Origin of the sequence: Rhizobium sp. CSW-27 (genome assembly GCF_018760785.1) — a bacterium.
Classification (GTDB): domain Bacteria; phylum Pseudomonadota; class Alphaproteobacteria; order Rhizobiales; family Rhizobiaceae; genus Neorhizobium.
On the sequence record NZ_JAHHZO010000002.1, the window covers coordinates 329,909 to 347,443 of the forward strand.

Sequence of the window (17,535 nt, forward strand, 5' to 3'; positions counted from 1 at the left end):
TGGCTTGTCGGCAAGCCGCTGGAGAAAAAGGCAAAATGCGGCCCTGGCCAAAGCTTGGGCACTCGGCGTGCTCTGGGCTGTCGTGCCGGGGGCAGGCCCGGCCTCAGTTGGTCAGGCGCACCGCGCTCTTGGCGGCCTTGCGGCCGATCTCGCCGAAGGCGGTGACGAGATCGCTCATGTCGTCGGATTCGTAATAGTTTTCGTTGCTGCTGGCGCAGGCCTTGAGCAGCGCCTTGCCGCGATCCGGCGCCATGAAGGCGACCGTGAAGATGGTGATTCCGTCCTTCTTGGCTGCGGCGCAGGCCGAGCGCACCGCATCATCGATCGACTTGTTCCAGCTGGCGCTGTAGCCGGTCATCTCGCCATCGGTCATCAGCACGATGAAGCGCGCAAAGCCGGCATTGCCTTTCGCCTTGTGCGCATCGGCTTCCGTCGGGTTGGTCGAGGCGAGATCCGTGCTGGCGATGGCCATGGCGCCGCGGGCATCGGTGCCGCCGGAGGGCAGGGGAGGCAGAGCGTTCACGTAGTCTGCCGCAGCCGTCGTGCCCCAGGCCGGCCGCTGCGGCGTCTTCGTCTCGTGCGTATAGGAGACGGCGCCGATGCGGATCATCTCGCGGGCCGCCGCTTCCTGCGCGGACGGGACAGTCGCATCCGGCGCCGCCGCCGCCTTCAACTCGCTGAACATGACGGCGGCCGCCGATTTCAGCGCCGCGATCTTCGTCACGTAATTGGTTTCCGTGACTGTTTCGACGTGCTGGCCGTAGCACTGGTACCGGCGGCCGCAATCGTAATAGCCCACCACGGTCCGGGTCCTGGTCGTCGTGGGGAGGACCGGATCGACGGTGGTCGTGTCCTCGCCCATGGAGCCGGATTCATCGAGAACCAGATACATCGACAGCGCATGGCCTTCGCGTGCGCTCTGGGCGACGCTGTGAACGCTGACGGGGACGCTCTCGAAGCCGAGGATGCGGGTCAGCGCGCTCAGTTCCACCCGCGTGGTGGTGTCGAGCGTCACCTCGAAGGCCTTGGTGGCGCCGGAACTGGCGGTGGTGGTGGCAAGCGCCTCGGTATTGTCCTCGATGGCGGCCCTTGCTGTATCGATCTCCGTCTGGCCGGCGCCGCTGCGCCGCATGTCTTCGATATATTGGGAGATCAGGAAATGACGCGCCAGCGCCATGGCCTCCGCCTCGCTGATATCGTCGTTCGACATGCTGGACGCAGCGGCCAGCGTGGCGGAATCGGCGACGGCCTGCAGCGCGGCCTTCTTCTGCAGCACATTGGTCAGATCGACAGCAATGCCCGCGCCGCCGATCAGCACGGGCACCAGAATGGCCGTCATCATGCCGAAATTGCCGCTGCGATCGCGCAGCAGCCGGGTCAGGGAAAAGCCGGTCATCGTCGTCGAACCCGTTCCATCGCGTCAGCACACGGGCTTCTGGATAAGCGGCATCCCTTGACGAAACCTCAGGAAAACCGGTGGCATTTGAGCGAAGCGCCCGAAAGCGGGGCGACAGAGCGGGGCGGCACGGTGCGCCGGCCGGCGCGGCCTCACCCCTTGACGGGGATCACGTCCACCGCCTGCACGGTGCGGTGGCTGCCATAACTCTTCAGCACCCCGATGACGGGGGCGACATCGGAATAGTCGCGGCCATAGCCGACGACGATGTGATCGGAGCTGGCGGGGATGTTGTTGGTTGGATCGAGTTCGATATAGCCGGCCGCCTTGCCGCACCAGACGCGCACCCAGGCATGCATGGCATCCGCCCCTTCCAGCCGCTCCTTGCCGGGCGGCGGAATGGTGCGCAGGAAACCGCTGACATAGCCGGCGGGAATGCCGAGGCTGCGCAGCGCGGTGATCATCACATGGCTGAAATCCTGGCACACGCCGCGCTTCAGCTGAAAGGCCTCGCGCGGGCTGGTATCGACCGTCGTCGCCTCCGGATCGTACTTGAATTCCTTGTGGATGCGGGCGCAAAGCGCGATCGCGATCTCGCGCACCGTTCGGCCGGGCCTTGCGCATTCGCGCGCATAGGCTGCGATATCCGGATTGTTCGGAAGCCGCGGGCTTGGCCCCGCCAGATGGTGCGGCGAATCCGGATCGATCGACCACAGATCGGCCAGTTCCTGCCCGAGTTTCGGCAGTTCCGGCGAAAGATCGGCCGTCAGCGGCGTGCTGTCCACCTGCACTCGCGCCTGCATGCGGATGTCGAGGGCCTCGTGCGGACCGCGAAACAGGATCGACGTCGTCTGCTGGCCGAAGAAATCGGTGAAGGTGCCGCTTTCGTCGGCGGTCGGCGAGACGCTCAGCGAACCGGCGATCAGCCGCTGGCGGTCGGTGAGCGACAGCGGCATGACGCGCAACAGGTGGCGCGCCCCGGAGGCAGGCACGTCGTAGACATAACCCATGTGCAGCGAAAGGTCGTAAAGCATGGGCTATCCGAAATAGGTCTGGCCGATGAGATCGGAAAGCTTTTCCATCTCCGTCTCCAGCTTGCGGTAAATCTCTTCGTTCATGGCTTCCGGCGTCATCACGGCCAGACCGGAATGCAGGCGCATGGCCTCCCGGTCCAGCGCCGACATCTGGCCGGTGCCATAGGGGTGCGGCAGCTGCTCGACCTCGGTGCGGATCTCGTTCAGCTGGAAGAGAACCGAGCGGGGGTTCAGCGGGTCGAGCGCCAGAAGGTCGGTGACGGTCAGCCGCGCGGTGTTGACATTGTAGCGGCGGCGATGGGTCATCACGCTGTCGCCGATCTCCAGCAGCATGTCGAGCGCGCCGTCCGGGGCATCCGGGCCGGACATGTGGCCAAGCAGGCGCGTCATATGCAGGCCGCGTTCCAGATAGCGGCCAATCGACAGGAAGCGCCAGCCGGTGAAACGGTACATGTTTTCATGCACGAGACCGGCAAAGCCCGCGAGCTTGCGCAACAGAACCGTCATGGCATGCGCGGCGTCGTCGCCGGCCTGCACCGCCTCGTGGAAGCGCTTGGCGGTCTTGGCGAGATCGTTGAGCGCCAGCCAGCCATCCGGCGAGAAGCGGTCGCGGATATTGCTGGCGGAATAGATGGCGCTGTCGATGTTGCGGATCAGCGGTTCGGGCACGGCTTTGGCCATGTCCATGTCGATGCTCTTCAGGTAGCGCGTCACGTCGGCCAGCAGCGGCTGGTCGGGATCGGCGCTTTCGGCATAGCGCATGTGCCAGGAGCGCAGGATGCGCAGTGCCCCTTCGGCGCGTTCGATGTAGCGGCCGAGCCAGTAGAGATTGTCGGCCGCGCGGCTCGGCAGGCTGCCCGGCATGTTGCGCGAGAAGCTTTCCTCCGGCGGCAGCAGCGTCTGGCGTTCCACCGGCCTGTCGGAGACGATCCACACATCGGCGGCGGTGCCGCCGGCCTGCATGGCGATCGCCGCCACGTCGTCGCCCGACCCGATGCGGGCAAAGCCGCCCGGCATGATCTGCCAGCCCTTCTCCGTGCGGGCGGCAAAGACGCGCAGCGACATCGGCCGTGGCCGCAGCCTGCCGTCCACGTAAGCCGGCGTGGTGGAAAGCGTCACCACCTCCTGGCCGACCAGGCGGTTGCCCTCGCTCGCCAGCCATTCCTCGATGCTCGCCTTGGTGCCCTTGCGGCGGGTGCCGAGCACAGACTGGCCGTTGTCATCGAAGAAGGGTGCGCAGGAATAGGCGGGGCCGATCACCATGCGCTCGAAATTGTCGGCGACGTGCTGGCGCTCCGCCTTCTGGCCGCACCACCAGGTGGCGATCGAAGGAAGCTTCAGGTCCTCTCCCAGCAGCCGGCGACAGATGGTGGGGGTGAAGGCAAGCAGTGCGCGGGTTTCCAGCACGCCGGAGCCCAGCGCGTTGACGATGGTGACGGTGCCGGCGCGCAGCGCCTGCACCATTCCGGGCGTGCCGATATGCGAATTCTGGTTCAGTTCCAGCGGATCGGCATAGGAGGCATCGAGGCGGCGCCACAGCACGCCGAGCGGCTTCAGGCCCGCCACTGTGCGCACCATCACGCGGTCGTTGACCACCGTCAGGTCCTCGCCCTCCAGCAGCATGAAGCCGAGGTAGCGCGCGATATAGGCATGTTCGAAATAGGTTTCGTTGGCCGGGCCGGGGGTCAGAACGGCAATGCGATCGTCCGGGCTCTTCTTGTGTGCCTGCAGCGCGTTGCGGAAGGCACCGAAGAAGGAAGCAAGCCGGTGCACATGGCTTTCGCCGTAGATGTCGGAAAAGGCGCGGGTGGTGGCCACGCGGTTTTCCAGCGCAAAGCCGGCGCCGGAGGGCGCCTGGGTGCGGTCTGCCAGTACCCACCAGTTGCCGTCCGGCCCGCGGCCGATCTCGAAGGAGCAGAAGTGCAGGTAATGGCCGTTGGCCGGCTTCACGCCGACCAGCGGCCGCAGGAATTCCGGATTGGAGGCGATCAGCGCCGGCGGCAGGATGCCCTCGCGCACCAGCATGTTGTCGCCATAGATGTCGGCGACGATCTTCTCCATCAGTTCGGCGCGCTGCACGAGGCCGGCGGAGACCTTCTCCCATTCCTTGCCGTCGATCAGCACCGGAATATGCGAAATCGGCCAGTTGCGTTCGCTGCTGCCCTGGCCGCCATAGCTGCGATAGAAGACGCCGGCATCGCGCAGGTAACGGTCGGCGCGGGCGAAGCGCTCGTGCAGTTCCGCTTCCGACATGTGGCCGAGCGAATCGATCAGGTGCTGCCACACCGGACGGATCTGCCCGTCGCGATCCAGCATCTCGTCGGAAATACCCGGCAGGGCGTGGTAGCCGAGGATCGGATCGTCGCCGATGGCCTCGTCTTCCTCGCGGATATCGCTTGCCGGGTTTACTGCCACGTCAGACTCCTATCGGCCGGCGCAGGTCGAGCGTCATCGGGAATTCCGGCGAGACCTGTTCCGGCATCAGTGCATATCGGCCCGCCCTATGCCCCCACGGCTCGAAACGCGCAAGCCTGCGGGCTTCCGCCTCGTTGCCATTGACGGGGAAAGTCTCGTAATTGCGCCCGCCGGGATGGGCCACATGGTAGACGCACCCGCCGATGGAGCGCTGCGACCATGCATCATAGATGTCGAAGGTGAGCGGCGAATTAACGGGCAGCACGGGATGCAGGCCGGAGGCCGGCTGCCAGGCCTTGAAGCGCACGCCCGCCACCGCCGTGCCGGAGGCGCCGATGGCGGCAAGCGGCACCGCGCGGCCATTGCAGGCCACCCGGTAGCGCTCCGGATTGCTGGTTTCGAGCTTCACCTGCAGGCGCTCGACGGAGGAATCGACATAGCGCACCGTGCCGCCGATGGCGCCCTGTTCGCCCATCACGTGCCAGGGCTCCAGCGCCTGTCGCAGTTCCAGCTTCGCGCCCTCGTATTCCACCTCGCCGAAGAAGGGGAAGCGGAATTCCAGCTGCGCGGCGAACCATTCCGGACGGAAGTCGAAGCCGTTTTCGCGCAGGTCGCGCAGAACGTCGAGGAAATCGGCCCAGACGTAATGCGGCAGCATGAAACGGTCGGCGAGCGCCGTGCCCCAGCGCACGAAGGAGCCTTTGGCCGGGTTCTTCCAGAAGCGGGCGATCAGCGCGCGCACCAGAAGCTGCTGGGCCAGCGACATGCGGGCATTCGGCGGCATCTCGAAACCACGGAATTCCACAAGTCCGAGGCGGCCCGTCGGCCCGTCCGGCGAAAACAGCTTGTCGATGCAGATTTCCGAGCGGTGGGTATTGCCGGTGACGTCGGTCAGAAGGTTGCGGAACAGGCGGTCCACCAGCCAGGGCAGGGGCGGCAGGCCTTCGCCCGGCGCCGGCACCTGGGCGAGCGCGATCTCCAGCTCATAGAGGCTGTCATGCCTTGCCTCGTCGATGCGCGGCGCCTGGCTGGTCGGGCCGATGAACAGGCCGGAGAACAGATAGGAGAGCGAGGGATGCCGCTGCCAGTGCAGCACCAGGCTCTTCAACAGGTCCGGCCGGCGCAGGAAGGGGCTGTCATTCGGGTTGGCGCCGCCCACCACCACGTGGTTGCCGCCGCCGGTGCCGGTATGGCGCCCGTCGATCAGGAACTTGTCGGCGCCGAGGCGGCTCTGGCGCGCCTCCTCATAGATCGCCGTGGTGATGTCGACGCAGTCCTTCCAGCTGGAAGCCGGATGGATGTTGACCTCGATCACGCCGGGATCGGGCGCCACGCGGATCACGTTGATGCGTTCGTCATGCGGCGGCGCATAGCCCTCGATATGCACGGGCAGGCCGAGCTGGGCGGCGGCGCGTTCAGCCGAGGCGACGAGATCGAGATAATCCTCGATCGACACCGTCGGCGGCATGAAGACGCAGAGCCGGCCGTCGCGCGGCTCCACCGACATGGCGGTGCGTACGTAACCGCCGATCTCTTCCGTGCTGCGCTGCTGCGGCTGGTGATCCGGTGCGAAGGGCTCGAAATGCGCCGCCTGCAGCGGGCGCCCGGCATCCTCCTGGAAATTCGGCAGCGGATCGCGCGGGATGCTCGGATCCATCGGATTGATGTAGGGATATTGCGAGGCCGGGATCCACGGCAGCGAATTGAGCGGCAGGCGATAGCCGACCGGGCTGTCGCCCGGCACCAGGAAGATGCGGCCGCGGCGTGTGCGCCACTTCTCGCTGATCCAGCGCCGGCCGCTCGCCCGGCTGTTCCAGGCCTGTACCGGCAGAACGTAGCCCGATGGCCGGGTAAGGCCGCGTTCGAAGACGCGGGCGATGCGGTTGCGCTCTTCCGGGTCCTTCAGCTTCGAATTGGCCGGATCGACATTTTCCGGCAGGTCCGCCTCTCGCAGGATCCATTCGGCCGGATCCTCGAAGGCCGGCACCACCATGTCGGGCGTGATGTCCAGTTCGCCGGCAATGGCGGTCAGCAGGCGGCCGGCGTCGTCCTCCGTCACCTCATAGCGGCGGCCTTCCACGGCAATCAGCGAGGGATCGCTCCAGATCGGCAGGCCGTCCTTGCGCCAGTAGAGCGAGAAGGTCCAGCGCGGCAGGCTTTCGCCCGGATACCACTTGCCCTGGCCGTAATGCAGGAAGCCGCCCGGCGCAAAACGTTCGCGCAGCCGGCGGATCAGCACGTCGGCGCGGTCGCGCTTGGTGGGGCCGACGGCCGCCGTGTTCCATTCGTCGGACTGGAAATCGTCGATCGACACGAAGGTCGGCTCGCCGCCCATGGTCAGGCGAACATCCTCTGTCGCCAGAACCGCATCGACCTGCTCGCCAAGCTCGTTCAGGGCATGCCAGCTGTCATCGGAAAACGGCTTGGTGATGCGCGGATGTTCGGCAACCCGCTCCACCTTCATGTCAAAGGCGAATTCGGTTTCCGCCTCGCCGTAATAGCCGCCGGAGATCGGCGCGGCATTGCGGAAATGCGGGGTGGCCGCCAGCGGAATGTGGCTTTCGCCGGTCAGCAGGCCGGAGGTCGGGTCGAGCCCGATCCAGCCGGCGCCCGGCAGGTAGACCTCCGCCCAGGCATGCAGGTCGGTGAAATCCACCTCGGTGCCGGAGGGGCCGTCGAGCGCCTTCAGGTCCGGCGTCAACTGGATCAGGTAGCCGGAGACGAAGCGGGCGGCAAGGCCGAGATGCCTCAGCGCCTGCACCAGAAGCCAGCTGGTGTCGCGGCAGGAGCCCCGGGCGGCTTCAAGCGTTTCCTCCGGCGTCTGCACGCCGGGTTCCATGCGGATGACATAGCCGATCTCGCGCTGCAGGCGGGCGTTCAAGCCGACGATCATGTCGACGGTCGGCTGCTCAGGGCTCATGTCCAGCGTATCGAGGAAGGCCTTCAGCCTCTCTCCGGCCGGTTCGGGCCTGCGATAGATCGACAGATCTTCGGCCAGCGTCTCCGGATAGTCGAAGGGCCATTTCGTGGCCTCTTCCTCCACGAAGAAGTCGAAGGGATTGTACACCGTCATGTCGGCGACAAGATCGACCTCGATCTTCAGTTCGGTCACAGGATCGGGAAAGACATAGCGGGCAAGGTAATTGCCGTAGGGATCCTGCTGCAGGTTGACGAAGTGATTGGCCGGCGAGACCTTCAATGAATGACTGATGACGCGGGTTCTGGAATGGGCGGCAGGCTTCAGCCGGATAATCTGGGGCCCGAGGCGGACCGGCCTGTCATATTTGTAATGCGTCAGGTGATAAATACTGGCCTTGATCGACATGGAACTCCTAGTCGGACCCGCTCTCATGGATCCGGCGCGCACGAAGGACCGGAGTTTGTGCAATGCACGGGAATAAAGCAAGGCGGTTTCGTGCTTATCCCGCCGTGCCGGAAAATGCTGATAAAGCAATGTCGAAGAGAGAGGCAGAAATGCGGCCCGCGACAGGCTTCGCTGCATTTCCGCCGCGGCGGTCAATCCTTGCCGGGGCGTCCTGGCTGCCTGATATTGCTTCGTGCTGCCCCTTAAACAGGCTGGCAACCGCCCCTGAAAAGGCGGCGCCTTATATGGCGCCGTCCATGCTGCTTATCGCTGAGGCTTTCGCCTAATATTTGTGCGTCGATGCCTGCCTGCTGTGCAGAAGGGCTCAGCTGATCTTGCCGTTCGGCTGGGGCGGCGGCGTGAGTGCTTCCTCATGATACCAGCATCCGCCAAAGGCCAGGTCGGAGTAGCGTGCCGCTTCCTCCGGGCGTTTCGCCTCCTGCCGGTCCGCGCGTTCGCGCAGGCGACGGATGCCGCCGACGGGGAAGGGAATGATCTGGGCCGTGGGTCGTTCGGTTGCTGGGGTCATGGTCTTATCCTTTGTTCATTCGTCCATTCCAGGCGCTAATATGCCTACATATTGTGCTTGATGCATTAAATTGCATCTTATCGTCTGGTTACTGTGTGTGCATTATGCCTAGAATCTGGTCAATCCGCAACTGCGATAACTGAGGATTGAGGATTAAGGGCTGGCGGGCGCGCGCGTCGCTTGCCGTTCTCTCACAACACAATCGACGCGGATGGGTTCCGGATTCCGGATCGGGTCTTCGGGGCGTCGGACGCGGCGGGTGCGGGCGCCGCAAGACCGGCAAGCGGCGATTTTGCCGAACCATGCGCATCTGGCACGCAAAATGCATTTCATCTGGCAGTCCCGGCGGTGGCGCCCATGAGGCGGCGCTGCGGGTTGGGATGTGCTCACACCTCGCAGCATAGAAACGAGAGATGACTATGACGAAATACAAGCTCGAGTATATTTGGCTCGACGGCTACAAGCCGGTGCCGAATCTTCGCGGTAAGACCCAGATCAAGGAATTCGACGAATTCCCGACGCTGGAGCAGCTGCCGCTGTGGGGCTTCGACGGTTCCTCCACGATGCAGGCCGAGGGTCATAGCTCCGACTGCGTCCTGAAGCCGGTTGCGATCTATCCCGATCCGGCCCGCACCAACGGTGCGCTCGTCATGTGCGAAGTCATGATGCCGGATGGCGTCACGCCGCATCCGTCCAACAGCCGCGCCACGATCCTCGACGACGAAGGCGCCTGGTTCGGCTTCGAGCAGGAATACTTCTTCTACGAGAACGGCCGTCCGCTCGGCTTCCCGGAACAGGGCTACCCGGCCCCGCAGGGCCCCTACTACACCGGCGTCGGCTACAAGAACGTCGGTTCGGTTGCCCGCGAGATCGTCGAAGAGCATCTCGACCTCTGCCTCGCTGCCGGCATCAACCACGAAGGCATCAATGCCGAAGTGGCCAAGGGCCAGTGGGAATTCCAGATTTTCGGCAAGGGCTCCAAGAAGGCCGCCGACCAGATCTGGATGGCACGCTACCTGCTGCTCCGCCTCTGCGAAAAGTACGGCATCGACGTCGAATTCCACTGCAAGCCGCTCGGCGACACCGACTGGAACGGCTCGGGCATGCACTGCAACTTCTCCACGCAGTACATGCGCGAAGTGGGCGGCAAGGAATATTTCGAAGCCCTCATGGCCGCCTTCGCCAAGAACTGGAAGGAGCACATCGACGTTTACGGTCCGGACAACCACCTGCGTCTGACCGGCAAGCACGAAACCGCTCCGTGGAACAAGTTCTCCTACGGCGTGGCTGACCGCGGCGCCTCGATCCGCGTTCCGCACTCCTTCGTAAACAACGGCTACAAGGGCTATCTGGAAGATCGTCGTCCGAACTCCCAGGGCGACCCCTACGCGATCGCCTCGCGCGTTCTCGCCACGATCGCCGAAGTCCCGACGGCTGCTTCCGCCGCCGCCTGAGCCCTGGCATCACCGAAATGACGAACGGCACCGGAGCGATCCGGTGCCGTTTTCGTATGGGTAATGGTTCTTCGCAAATCGGGCGGCAGCGGCAGGTTGGGCACGAGGCCTTCGGATGCCCTCGCAGACGCTCAGGCTTCCCCCACGGCCTCGCGGCGGCGGCGGTCCAGTTCCTCGCTGTAGCGGCGCAGCGTGTGGGCTTCGCTCAACTGGCCGATGACGCGGCGGTCGATCAGGTTGTTGATCACCGGCAGCGCTTCGGCGCGGGACTGGTCGAAAATCTCCACCGCCTGCTTCGCGTTCATCTGCGGCAGCAGGAAATCGTTCTGGTGGACGAGGAATTCCTCCAGCCGCGTGCGGGGCCGCGGCGCATCGGCCTCCTCGGCATAGACGTCGGGCAGCGAGACGAGGCCGGCATAGCGATCGGATGCATCGAGCAGGATGACGCGCTTGGCGGCTCCGAGGGGGAAGGCCTCGCGGAACTCGTCGAGCGAGACGCCGAGTTTTGCGCATTTCACATCGGCACGCATCAGCTTCTCGACGGTGAGATTGCGGATCCATCCCACGTCATGGGCGCTGCGGATGCTCTCGCCGCGCAGGTGAAAGCGCCAGGTGGCAAAGGAATAGCCGAAGGTGGTGCGTACCACGAGCGAGGAGGTGATGACGGCGGCCAGCACCAGCGCGGTGATCGGAAAGTCGGCGGTGATCTCCAGTGCCAGGAAGGTCATGGTCAGCGGGCCGCCGATGATGGCGACGGCGAGCGCACTCATGCCGACCACGGCCAGCACCGTCGGCGTCAGCGAGCCGGTGGTGATCATGTCGGCCGGCGTGCCGAAAATCTTGCCGATCAGCGAGCCCATGAACAGCGAGGCGAAGAACAGGCCGCCGCGGAAACCGGAGCCGATGGAGACGGCCGAGGCAAGCGATTTGAGCAGGAGGATGCCGATCAGGATCTGTGCCGGTGCGTCGCTGTCCAGATTGAGATGCAGCGCGCCATGGCCGGCCGACAGCACCTGCGGCGTCACCATGCCGAGCAGGCCGACGACGATGCCGCCGAGCGCCGGGCGCACATAGGGCGGGATCGAACTTTTGCGCGCCAGTTCCTCGATGAAGGCCACGCCCTGCATGATGACGATGCCGACGCCGGCGCAGATGGCGCCAAGCACGATGGCCGGTACGTAGTCGGCCGGCGTGATGACGCCGATCTCGCCCACCTCGATGACAAAGCTGTTGCCGGAGAGCGCGCGTGCCACGAAGGTCGCAATGATGGCGGAGATCACCACCGGTGCCAGCGCCACCATGCTGTAGGTGCCGATGATCAGTTCGAAGGCATAGAATGCGCCGGTCAGCGGCGCGTTGAAGGCGGCGGCAATCGCACCGGCTGCGCCGCAGCCAACGAGAATGCGCATGTCCTCGCGGCGCAGGTTCAGCTTGCTGCCGAGCTTGGAGGCAAGGCCTGCCGAAAGCTGCGTGTAGCCTGCTTCCAGGCCCACCGAGGCGCCGAAGCCGTTGGAGATCAGGTTCTGGCCGGCCACGATGAAACTGTCGGTCAGCGAGATGCGCCCGCCATAGAGTGCATTGGCCTCGATCGGGTCGACGATGGCGCGCTTGCGTCGCCGCGCCAGGATGAAGAGGACGATACCGAGCAGAACGCCGCCCATGATCGGCGCTGTCAGCACGATCAGCTTGTTCTCGATCGTCGAGGCGCTCAGCCAGTCCAGCTTGCCGATGCCGAAGATGAGGCTGTGCAGGCTGCGCGAGATCCAGCTCATGCCGCTGACGGCCGCACCGGCCGCAAGCCCGATCAGCATGGCGGAGAAGATCAGCCCCACCTCGCTGCCGCGCGCAAACGCCTTCTTCTTGGCGAGCTTGCCCCACGCATGGAACAGGCGCAGCAGCGGCATGTGGGAGAGGGTCTTCATCGGGCGTCGTGCCCTCCTGCTGTGATCTTCGGCGAACGGGGACCGCGACGGGCTGCGGTCCGCATCCGCCGGCGAGGCGGTGTGGTTCGGGGGCGTCTCGCCCGGAATATCCTCAGCGGGTAAAAGCATGAAGGGCGTCGTCGTTTCAAGCCTGATTGCAATTCGAAAGGCCGGCCTGCGCCGCTGGCCCCGGTTTCCGGTCGGTCGGTGCCGGCCTTTGGTCTTGTGCCGAAGCAGCCATAGGCATGCCTCCTTATAGAGGAGGAAAGGCTGCAATCTGATGAACGGACGGTTCAGCGGATGTTCAGGCGAGGGCGCGGATTCTCCGCCTGCCATCTCCGAGTTGAGGTCCATTCCATGAAGATAGTCGTGTCTGCCTTCCTCCTGTCGCTGGCTGGTGCTGGTGGGGCGCTTGCCGGTCCCGTCGCGCCCTCTGCCATCCCGCTGCCGCAGGCAGCGCCGGGACTGGTCCAGCAGGTCGATTATGCCTGCGGTCCCGGCTGGCGTTTGAACAGCTGGGGCGATTGCGTGCCGCGCCGGCCGCCGCCGCCCCGCTACTATCGTCCGCCGCCGCCACCCCCGCCGCCGGCCTGGGGCTGGGGCCCGCCGCCCCGCCACTGGCGCGCGCCCCCGCCGCCCGCCTGGGGCTGGGGCCCGCCTCCACCGCCGCCACCGCATTGGGGTGGGCCGCGCTGGTAGTCTCTTGGCCCGAAGCGGGCGCGGGGCCGCCGCCCTCGCCGGACATGCCGGCCCCGGCCACACAGGGCAGCCGGGGTGCTGCACGATCGTCAGCGTGATGCGGTCTGCCGCATCAGGCGACAGAGATTGACCAGACCGGGGTCATAGCTTGCCGCATCGACCGAGCGACAGCGGATCATCAACAGGATCAGGGATTTACGCATGGTCTCCCCCATCTTGCATATCGTGCAGGAGAGGAAAGCCGTGCTTCTTCTTGTTTCGGTCGTGATGGAACTTCACGCAAACGTGACGGCCGGCAGGCGCCGCCGCTCGCCGCGACTGCAACTGCGGGGAGGACGTGAGGCATCGCGACGCCGTGTCGATCCGTCGGGCTGGCTCCGCCCATCAGCGGCAGATTCCCGTGGCAAGCGCCCGCTGAATGCCGCGCACATCGCTGCCCTTGCCGAGCGTGCGCTGGATCGGCGTGCTGCTGCCCGAAACCCAGATCTTCAGTTCCGAATCGAGATCGAATGTGCCGGCGGTTTCGATGGAAAAGCGCGTGATCGCCCGGTAGGGAATGGTGGTATATTCCACCTTGCTGCCCGTCATGCCCTGAATGTCCACCAGAATCAGCCGGTGCTGGGTGAAGACGAAGAAATCGCGCACGATGCGGAAGGCCAGCCGCGCTTCCTCGCCCTCGATCAGTATGTCGTGCAGGCGTCGGCCAAGGTCGGCCGGATCGACGCTGGATCCATGTCCCAGCAAGCCGTCGAACAATCCCATCGGCGTTGTCTCCCTTTCGATGCTTCGGTGCATGTAGGAAGCGCCGGCCGAAAAGGAAGTGGGGGCAGTGCTGCTGCGGCGGCTTGCGGCACGTGCCCGGATCAGGCGCGGACGCCTTCTGATTCGCGGCTTGCAGCTGGTGGAAAAAGGGGGTGCCCGAGAGCGGCATGCCCCAGAAACGGAAAAATCCGCCGAAGCGGATTTCTCAACGTTTAGAATGGAATGGTGGGCGTGACAGGGATTGAACCTGTGACCCCTACGATGTCAACGTAGTGCTCTCCCGCTGAGCTACACGCCCTTCCGTGGCGGCGGATAGACCATAATGCGGTCGGCCCGTCAACCAGTTTTTTCGCCTCGTGTGACTGTTTTTTGAAGGCCCCACGAAAAAGCCCGGAAATCCGGGCTCAGGCGGCGAGAAGCTTGTTCACCTCGTCCACGAGGTCGCGCAGGTGGAAGGGCTTGGACAGCACCTTGGCGTCCTTCGGAGCCTTCGAATCGGAGTTCAGTGCCACGGCTGCAAAGCCGGTGATGAACATCACCTTCAGGTCCGGGTCGAGTTCGGTGGCGCGACGTGCCAGTTCGATACCATCCATTTCCGGCATGACGATATCGGTGAGGAGCAGGGCGAAGGGCTCTTCGCGCAGGCGGTCATAGGCGCTTGCGCCATTGTCGAAGGACGCCACGTTGTAGCCGGCCTTTTCGAGCGCCTTCACAAGGAAGCGGCGCATGTCATTGTCATCTTCGGCAAGAAGGATTTTGTGCATCGTCAGGACCGTTTGTGGGTTCTCTTGGTTATGCCTGGTCGAGCCCTAGCCCATTCGCCGTAAAAAACCGGTGAATGGCGGGCCGCCAGCAACGCGGAATGGGGCTGTTAGATAGTATGGACTTCCCAGCGTGCAACTGGCAACATGGCGTTACGACAAGTTCACGACATGGTAAAGGCCGCATGGATTGGGTGACGGGCGATTTTGACCCCTTTGAGGTGCGGGAGCCTGAAACGCAGTCCATCCCCTTCGTCTTCAACTCGCCGCATAGCGGACGCCTTTATCCGGCGCAGTTTCTGGCTGCGTCGCGGCTGGATTCGCTCTCGATCCGCCGCTCGGAAGACCATTACGTGGACGAGCTGTTTGCCGATGCGCCCGCCTTCGGGGCGCCGTTCCTGCTGGCCCATTTTCCGCGCGCCTATCTCGATGTCAACCGCGAGCCCTATGAGCTTGATCCGCGCATGTTCGAGGGGCCGCTGCCCTCCTATGCCAATATCGGCTCGATGCGCGTTGCCGGCGGTCTCGGCACCGTGCCGCGCATCGTGGCCGAAAACATGGAGATCTATGCGCGTCGCCTGCCGGTGGATGAGGCGCTGGCGCGAGTCGAAGGCATCTACAAGCCTTATCACGCCTGCCTGCGCCGGCTGATTGCCCGCACCCATGCCCGTTTCGGACTGGCGATCCTGATCGATTGCCATTCCATGCCGGGCAGCATCCGGCTGTCCGGCTCCGATGTCCGGCCGGATTTCATCATTGGTGATCGTTACGGCACCAGCGCTTCGGCGGAGCTGTCGCGCGCGGCCCTGCATTTCCTGCAGGACATGGGCTTCAACGCGGTGCGCAACAAGCCCTATGCGGGCGGCTTCATCACCGAGCATTACGGTCGCCCGGTGCGCGGGCTGCATGCGCTGCAGATCGAGGTGAACCGCGCGCTCTACGTGGACGAGATGACGCTGGACAAGAAGCCGGAATTCGATCTGATCGCCGCCGCACTCTCCACCTTCATCCGGCAGATGGTGGATTTCTCCATCGGCTTCAGCCTGGATTCGGCGCTCGCTGCGGAATAGGCGCTTCCTTTCTCCCTGAATCCCAAGGCCTTTTCGCCTCGCAACCCTGTGCGCGGGCAAAAAAAACCGCGCCTGTGGGCGCGGCTAAGTCTAGGGAGGAAACACCCAAGGAGGGTATTTACAGTCAAACGACTGTAACCAAATTGTTAAAATCGAATTGCCCAAATGTCAAGCAATGAATCGCATTGATTATTCGGCAGGCATATTGCCGAAGCGCTGCATCGGAAGCCGGCCGGCTTTCGATGTCCCGAAGGTTGTCTTTTCGGGGAAACCGGGTTCCACTTTTGCTCGACAAACTCTAGAAGGAGAGGAGTGTCTCACCGCCTGCGGAAATGTTCATGCTGCCTGATCGCGCCTTTTTCGATGACCTTGCCGATGCCGCCAGCCAGGAGACCCTGCCACGTTTCCGCACCGGCACCTCCATAACCAACAAGCTTGCCGCCGGCTTCGATCCGGTGACCGAGGCCGATCGTGCCGCGGAACTGGCCATCCGGGCCAAGGTTGCGAGCCGCTTTCCCGAGCATGGCATGCTGGGCGAGGAACATGAGAGCTTCGGTCTCGACCGCGAGCATGTCTGGGTGGTCGATCCGATCGACGGTACGCGGGCCTTCATCTCCGGCGTTCCCGTCTGGGGCACGCTGATCGGCTTCTATTCCAATGGCCGCGGACACATGGGCATGGTCGACCAGCCCTTCACCGGCGAGCGCTATTTCGCCGATGGCGAGCGCGCCTGGTATCGCGGGCCGGATGGCGAGCGCCAGCTTCGCACCCGCGATTGCGGCAGCCTCTCGGATGCCATCCTGTTCACCACCTCGCCGCATATCTTCGAGGCCGAGGCGCTGGCGCGCTACCGCGCCGTGGAGGAAAAGGTGCGGCTCTTCCGTTACGGCGTGGATTGCTATGCCTATGCCCTGCTGGCGGCCGGTCATGTGGATCTCGTCATCGAAAACAGCCTGAAGCCTTATGATGTCGGGGCGCTGATCCCGCTCATCGAGCAGGCGGGTGGCATCATCACCACCTGGGATGGCGGCCGGCCGGAACAGGGCGGCGATATCATCGCCGCCGGCAGCCGCAAGGTCTATGAGGAGGCGCGCGCGCTGCTCGCCTGATCCGCGCCTTCAGGCAACCGCGTCGGAGAGCGGCGGCATGGTCTCGCTGCCGGGCATGAAGGCCCTGATGGCGGCGAGCGCCTGGGCGCGGTAGACATCGCGTTCCTGCAGGATCTCGTGACGGGCGCCGGTGACCGGGATCAGCTGTGCCGCGCGGAAATTGCGCGACAGGTTCTCCTGCGCCAGATAGGGCACCACGCCATCGCGCATCGGCGCAATCAGCAGAGTTGGAATGGTGATGTGCGTCAGGTGCGCCTGCTGACTGACGCGGCTTGCCGCCGTCAGCGTCTCATGCAGCCAGCGCGCGGTCGGCGCACCGATGGTCAGTTCCGGATGCGCGGCGATGATGGCGGCATTGCGGGCAAACCTGCGCGCGTCGCCCGTCAACGGATTGTCCGGGAAGGGGCGCCGGCTGCGATCCTGCCCCATCGACTTTCTGCCGAGACCGATGGTGGAAAGTCCGGCTGCGATGCGGCGGATCCACGGTTCCGGCAGCTGCTGGTTCGCCAGCGCCACGTAAGGGGCAAGCAGCGCCATGCGATCGATGCGGTTGGCAAGCCGGGGGGCGGCCGAAAGGGCGATCAGCGCACCGGTCGAATGGGCCAGAAGGAAGAACGGCAGGCGTGCATCCGGCAGCACGACCTTATGCAGGAACAGTTCGAGATCGCGCTCATAATCGGCAAAGCGCCGCACATGGCCCTTGCGCGGATCCTTCAGCAGCCGGCCCGATCCGCCCTGGCCGCGCAGATCAAAGGTCGCGACCCAAAGCCCCATGGCGTTGAGATCGCGGATCGTCTCGGCATATTTCTCGATGAACTCGTTGCGCCCCTGCAGCAGCACCACGGTGCCATGCGCGGGCGACACGGCCGAGCGGAACAGGCCATAGCGTAACCGGACGCCGTCATGGGCCGTCAGGAAGCCGGCGCTGAACTGCTCCGGCAGCGGATTGTCCGGCGTGGGGAAGAGAATGTCGTCCATCGGCTCGCCATCTGCTGTGCCGTCAACGGATAGGATCTGCAT

The 17,535-nt window shown here is 64.6% G+C and carries 13 protein-coding genes and 1 tRNA gene; 4 read left to right on the plus strand and 10 right to left on the minus strand.

What is annotated here, in order from left to right; all coding sequences use genetic code 11:
• Positions 1-103: 103 nt before the first annotated feature.
• The 5 genes from KLP42_RS05090 to KLP42_RS05110 form a co-directional block, all read right to left on the minus strand.
• Complete coding sequence (locus KLP42_RS05090) at positions 104-1,396, minus strand: VWA domain-containing protein (protein WP_215565109.1); 1,293 nt, start codon at positions 1,394-1,396, stop codon at positions 104-106.
• 152 nt (positions 1,397-1,548) lie between these two features.
• The gene (locus KLP42_RS05095) at positions 1,549-2,430 is read right to left on the minus strand and encodes a transglutaminase family protein (RefSeq protein ID WP_215565110.1); all 882 of its coding nucleotides are present in this window, start codon (positions 2,428-2,430) and stop codon (positions 1,549-1,551) included.
• A gap of 3 nt (positions 2,431-2,433) precedes the next feature.
• The gene (locus KLP42_RS05100; protein ID WP_353844825.1) at positions 2,434-4,821 is read right to left on the minus strand and encodes a circularly permuted type 2 ATP-grasp protein; all 2,388 of its coding nucleotides are present in this window, start codon (positions 4,819-4,821) and stop codon (positions 2,434-2,436) included.
• A gap of 25 nt (positions 4,822-4,846) precedes the next feature.
• Entirely contained in the window at positions 4,847-8,170 is a 3,324-nt protein-coding gene (locus tag KLP42_RS05105) for a transglutaminase family protein (protein ID WP_215565111.1), read from the minus strand.
• A 364-nt stretch (positions 8,171-8,534) separates the two neighbouring features.
• A complete protein-coding gene (locus KLP42_RS05110) occupies positions 8,535-8,738 on the minus strand; it encodes a DUF2735 domain-containing protein (protein WP_149745277.1) in 204 nt (67 codons plus the stop codon).
• 419 nt (positions 8,739-9,157) lie between these two features.
• Between KLP42_RS05110 and KLP42_RS05115 the strand changes: the two genes are divergently transcribed.
• Positions 9,158-10,192 carry a glutamine synthetase beta-grasp domain-containing protein gene (locus KLP42_RS05115; protein WP_215565429.1) on the plus strand — a complete coding sequence of 345 codons (1,035 nt, stop codon included), beginning with the start codon at positions 9,158-9,160 and terminating at the stop codon, positions 10,190-10,192.
• 131 nt (positions 10,193-10,323) lie between these two features.
• Here the strand turns inward: KLP42_RS05115 and KLP42_RS05120 are convergent, their stop codons facing one another.
• Entirely contained in the window at positions 10,324-12,114 is a 1,791-nt protein-coding gene (locus KLP42_RS05120) for a chloride channel protein (RefSeq protein WP_215565112.1), read from the minus strand.
• Between the two features lie 357 nt (positions 12,115-12,471).
• On the opposite strand from KLP42_RS05120, the gene KLP42_RS05125 reads away from it, so the two are divergent.
• On the plus strand, positions 12,472-12,813 hold the full coding sequence (locus tag KLP42_RS05125) for a hypothetical protein (RefSeq protein WP_215565459.1): 342 nt from the start codon (positions 12,472-12,474) through the stop codon (positions 12,811-12,813).
• 384 nt (positions 12,814-13,197) lie between these two features.
• Here the strand turns inward: KLP42_RS05125 and KLP42_RS05130 are convergent, their stop codons facing one another.
• The 3 genes from KLP42_RS05130 to cpdR1 form a co-directional block, all read right to left on the minus strand.
• Positions 13,198-13,575, minus strand: coding sequence for a PH domain-containing protein (locus tag KLP42_RS05130; RefSeq protein WP_215565113.1), 378 nt, complete (start codon positions 13,573-13,575; stop codon positions 13,198-13,200).
• Between the two features lie 223 nt (positions 13,576-13,798).
• Positions 13,799-13,873 (minus strand) — tRNA-Val (locus KLP42_RS05135).
• A gap of 106 nt (positions 13,874-13,979) precedes the next feature.
• Positions 13,980-14,339 carry a response regulator CpdR1 gene (cpdR1, locus tag KLP42_RS05140; RefSeq protein WP_215565114.1) on the minus strand — a complete coding sequence of 120 codons (360 nt, stop codon included), beginning with the start codon at positions 14,337-14,339 and terminating at the stop codon, positions 13,980-13,982.
• A 182-nt stretch (positions 14,340-14,521) separates the two neighbouring features.
• On the opposite strand from cpdR1, the gene KLP42_RS05145 reads away from it, so the two are divergent.
• Both KLP42_RS05145 and hisN read left to right on the plus strand, forming a co-directional pair.
• Positions 14,522-15,406, plus strand: coding sequence for an N-formylglutamate amidohydrolase (locus tag KLP42_RS05145; RefSeq protein ID WP_215565115.1), 885 nt, complete (start codon positions 14,522-14,524; stop codon positions 15,404-15,406).
• A gap of 338 nt (positions 15,407-15,744) precedes the next feature.
• Positions 15,745-16,515: a histidinol-phosphatase gene (gene hisN / locus KLP42_RS05150; protein ID WP_215565116.1), complete on the plus strand. Its 771-nt coding sequence runs from the start codon at positions 15,745-15,747 to the stop codon at positions 16,513-16,515.
• A gap of 9 nt (positions 16,516-16,524) precedes the next feature.
• Here hisN and KLP42_RS05155 read toward each other — a convergent pair whose 3' ends face one another.
• On the minus strand, positions 16,525-17,493 hold the full coding sequence (locus tag KLP42_RS05155; RefSeq protein ID WP_215565117.1) for an alpha/beta fold hydrolase: 969 nt from the start codon (positions 17,491-17,493) through the stop codon (positions 16,525-16,527).
• Positions 17,494-17,535 lie beyond the last annotated feature (42 nt).

Bases quoted from the DNA above. Each gene is read 5' to 3' on its own strand.
- KLP42_RS05090 (WP_215565109.1), bottom strand. From the start codon at position 1,396: ATGACCGGCTTTTCCCTGACCCGGCTGCTGCGCGATCGCAGCGGCAAT.
- KLP42_RS05095 (WP_215565110.1), bottom strand. From the start codon at position 2,430: ATGCTTTACGACCTTTCGCTGCACATGGGTTATGTCTACGACGTGCCT.
- KLP42_RS05105 (WP_215565111.1), bottom strand. From the start codon at position 8,170: ATGTCGATCAAGGCCAGTATTTATCACCTGACGCATTACAAATATGAC.
- KLP42_RS05110 (WP_149745277.1), bottom strand. From the start codon at position 8,738: ATGACCCCAGCAACCGAACGACCCACGGCCCAGATCATTCCCTTCCCC.
- KLP42_RS05115 (WP_215565429.1), top strand. From the start codon at position 9,158: ATGACGAAATACAAGCTCGAGTATATTTGGCTCGACGGCTACAAGCCG.
- KLP42_RS05120 (WP_215565112.1), bottom strand. From the start codon at position 12,114: ATGAAGACCCTCTCCCACATGCCGCTGCTGCGCCTGTTCCATGCGTGG.
- KLP42_RS05125 (WP_215565459.1), top strand. From the start codon at position 12,472: ATGAAGATAGTCGTGTCTGCCTTCCTCCTGTCGCTGGCTGGTGCTGGT.
- KLP42_RS05130 (WP_215565113.1), bottom strand. From the start codon at position 13,575: ATGGGATTGTTCGACGGCTTGCTGGGACATGGATCCAGCGTCGATCCG.
- cpdR1 (WP_215565114.1), bottom strand. From the start codon at position 14,339: ATGCACAAAATCCTTCTTGCCGAAGATGACAATGACATGCGCCGCTTC.
- KLP42_RS05145 (WP_215565115.1), top strand. From the start codon at position 14,522: ATGGATTGGGTGACGGGCGATTTTGACCCCTTTGAGGTGCGGGAGCCT.
- hisN (WP_215565116.1), top strand. From the start codon at position 15,745: ATGCTGCCTGATCGCGCCTTTTTCGATGACCTTGCCGATGCCGCCAGC.
- KLP42_RS05155 (WP_215565117.1), bottom strand. From the start codon at position 17,493: ATGGACGACATTCTCTTCCCCACGCCGGACAATCCGCTGCCGGAGCAG.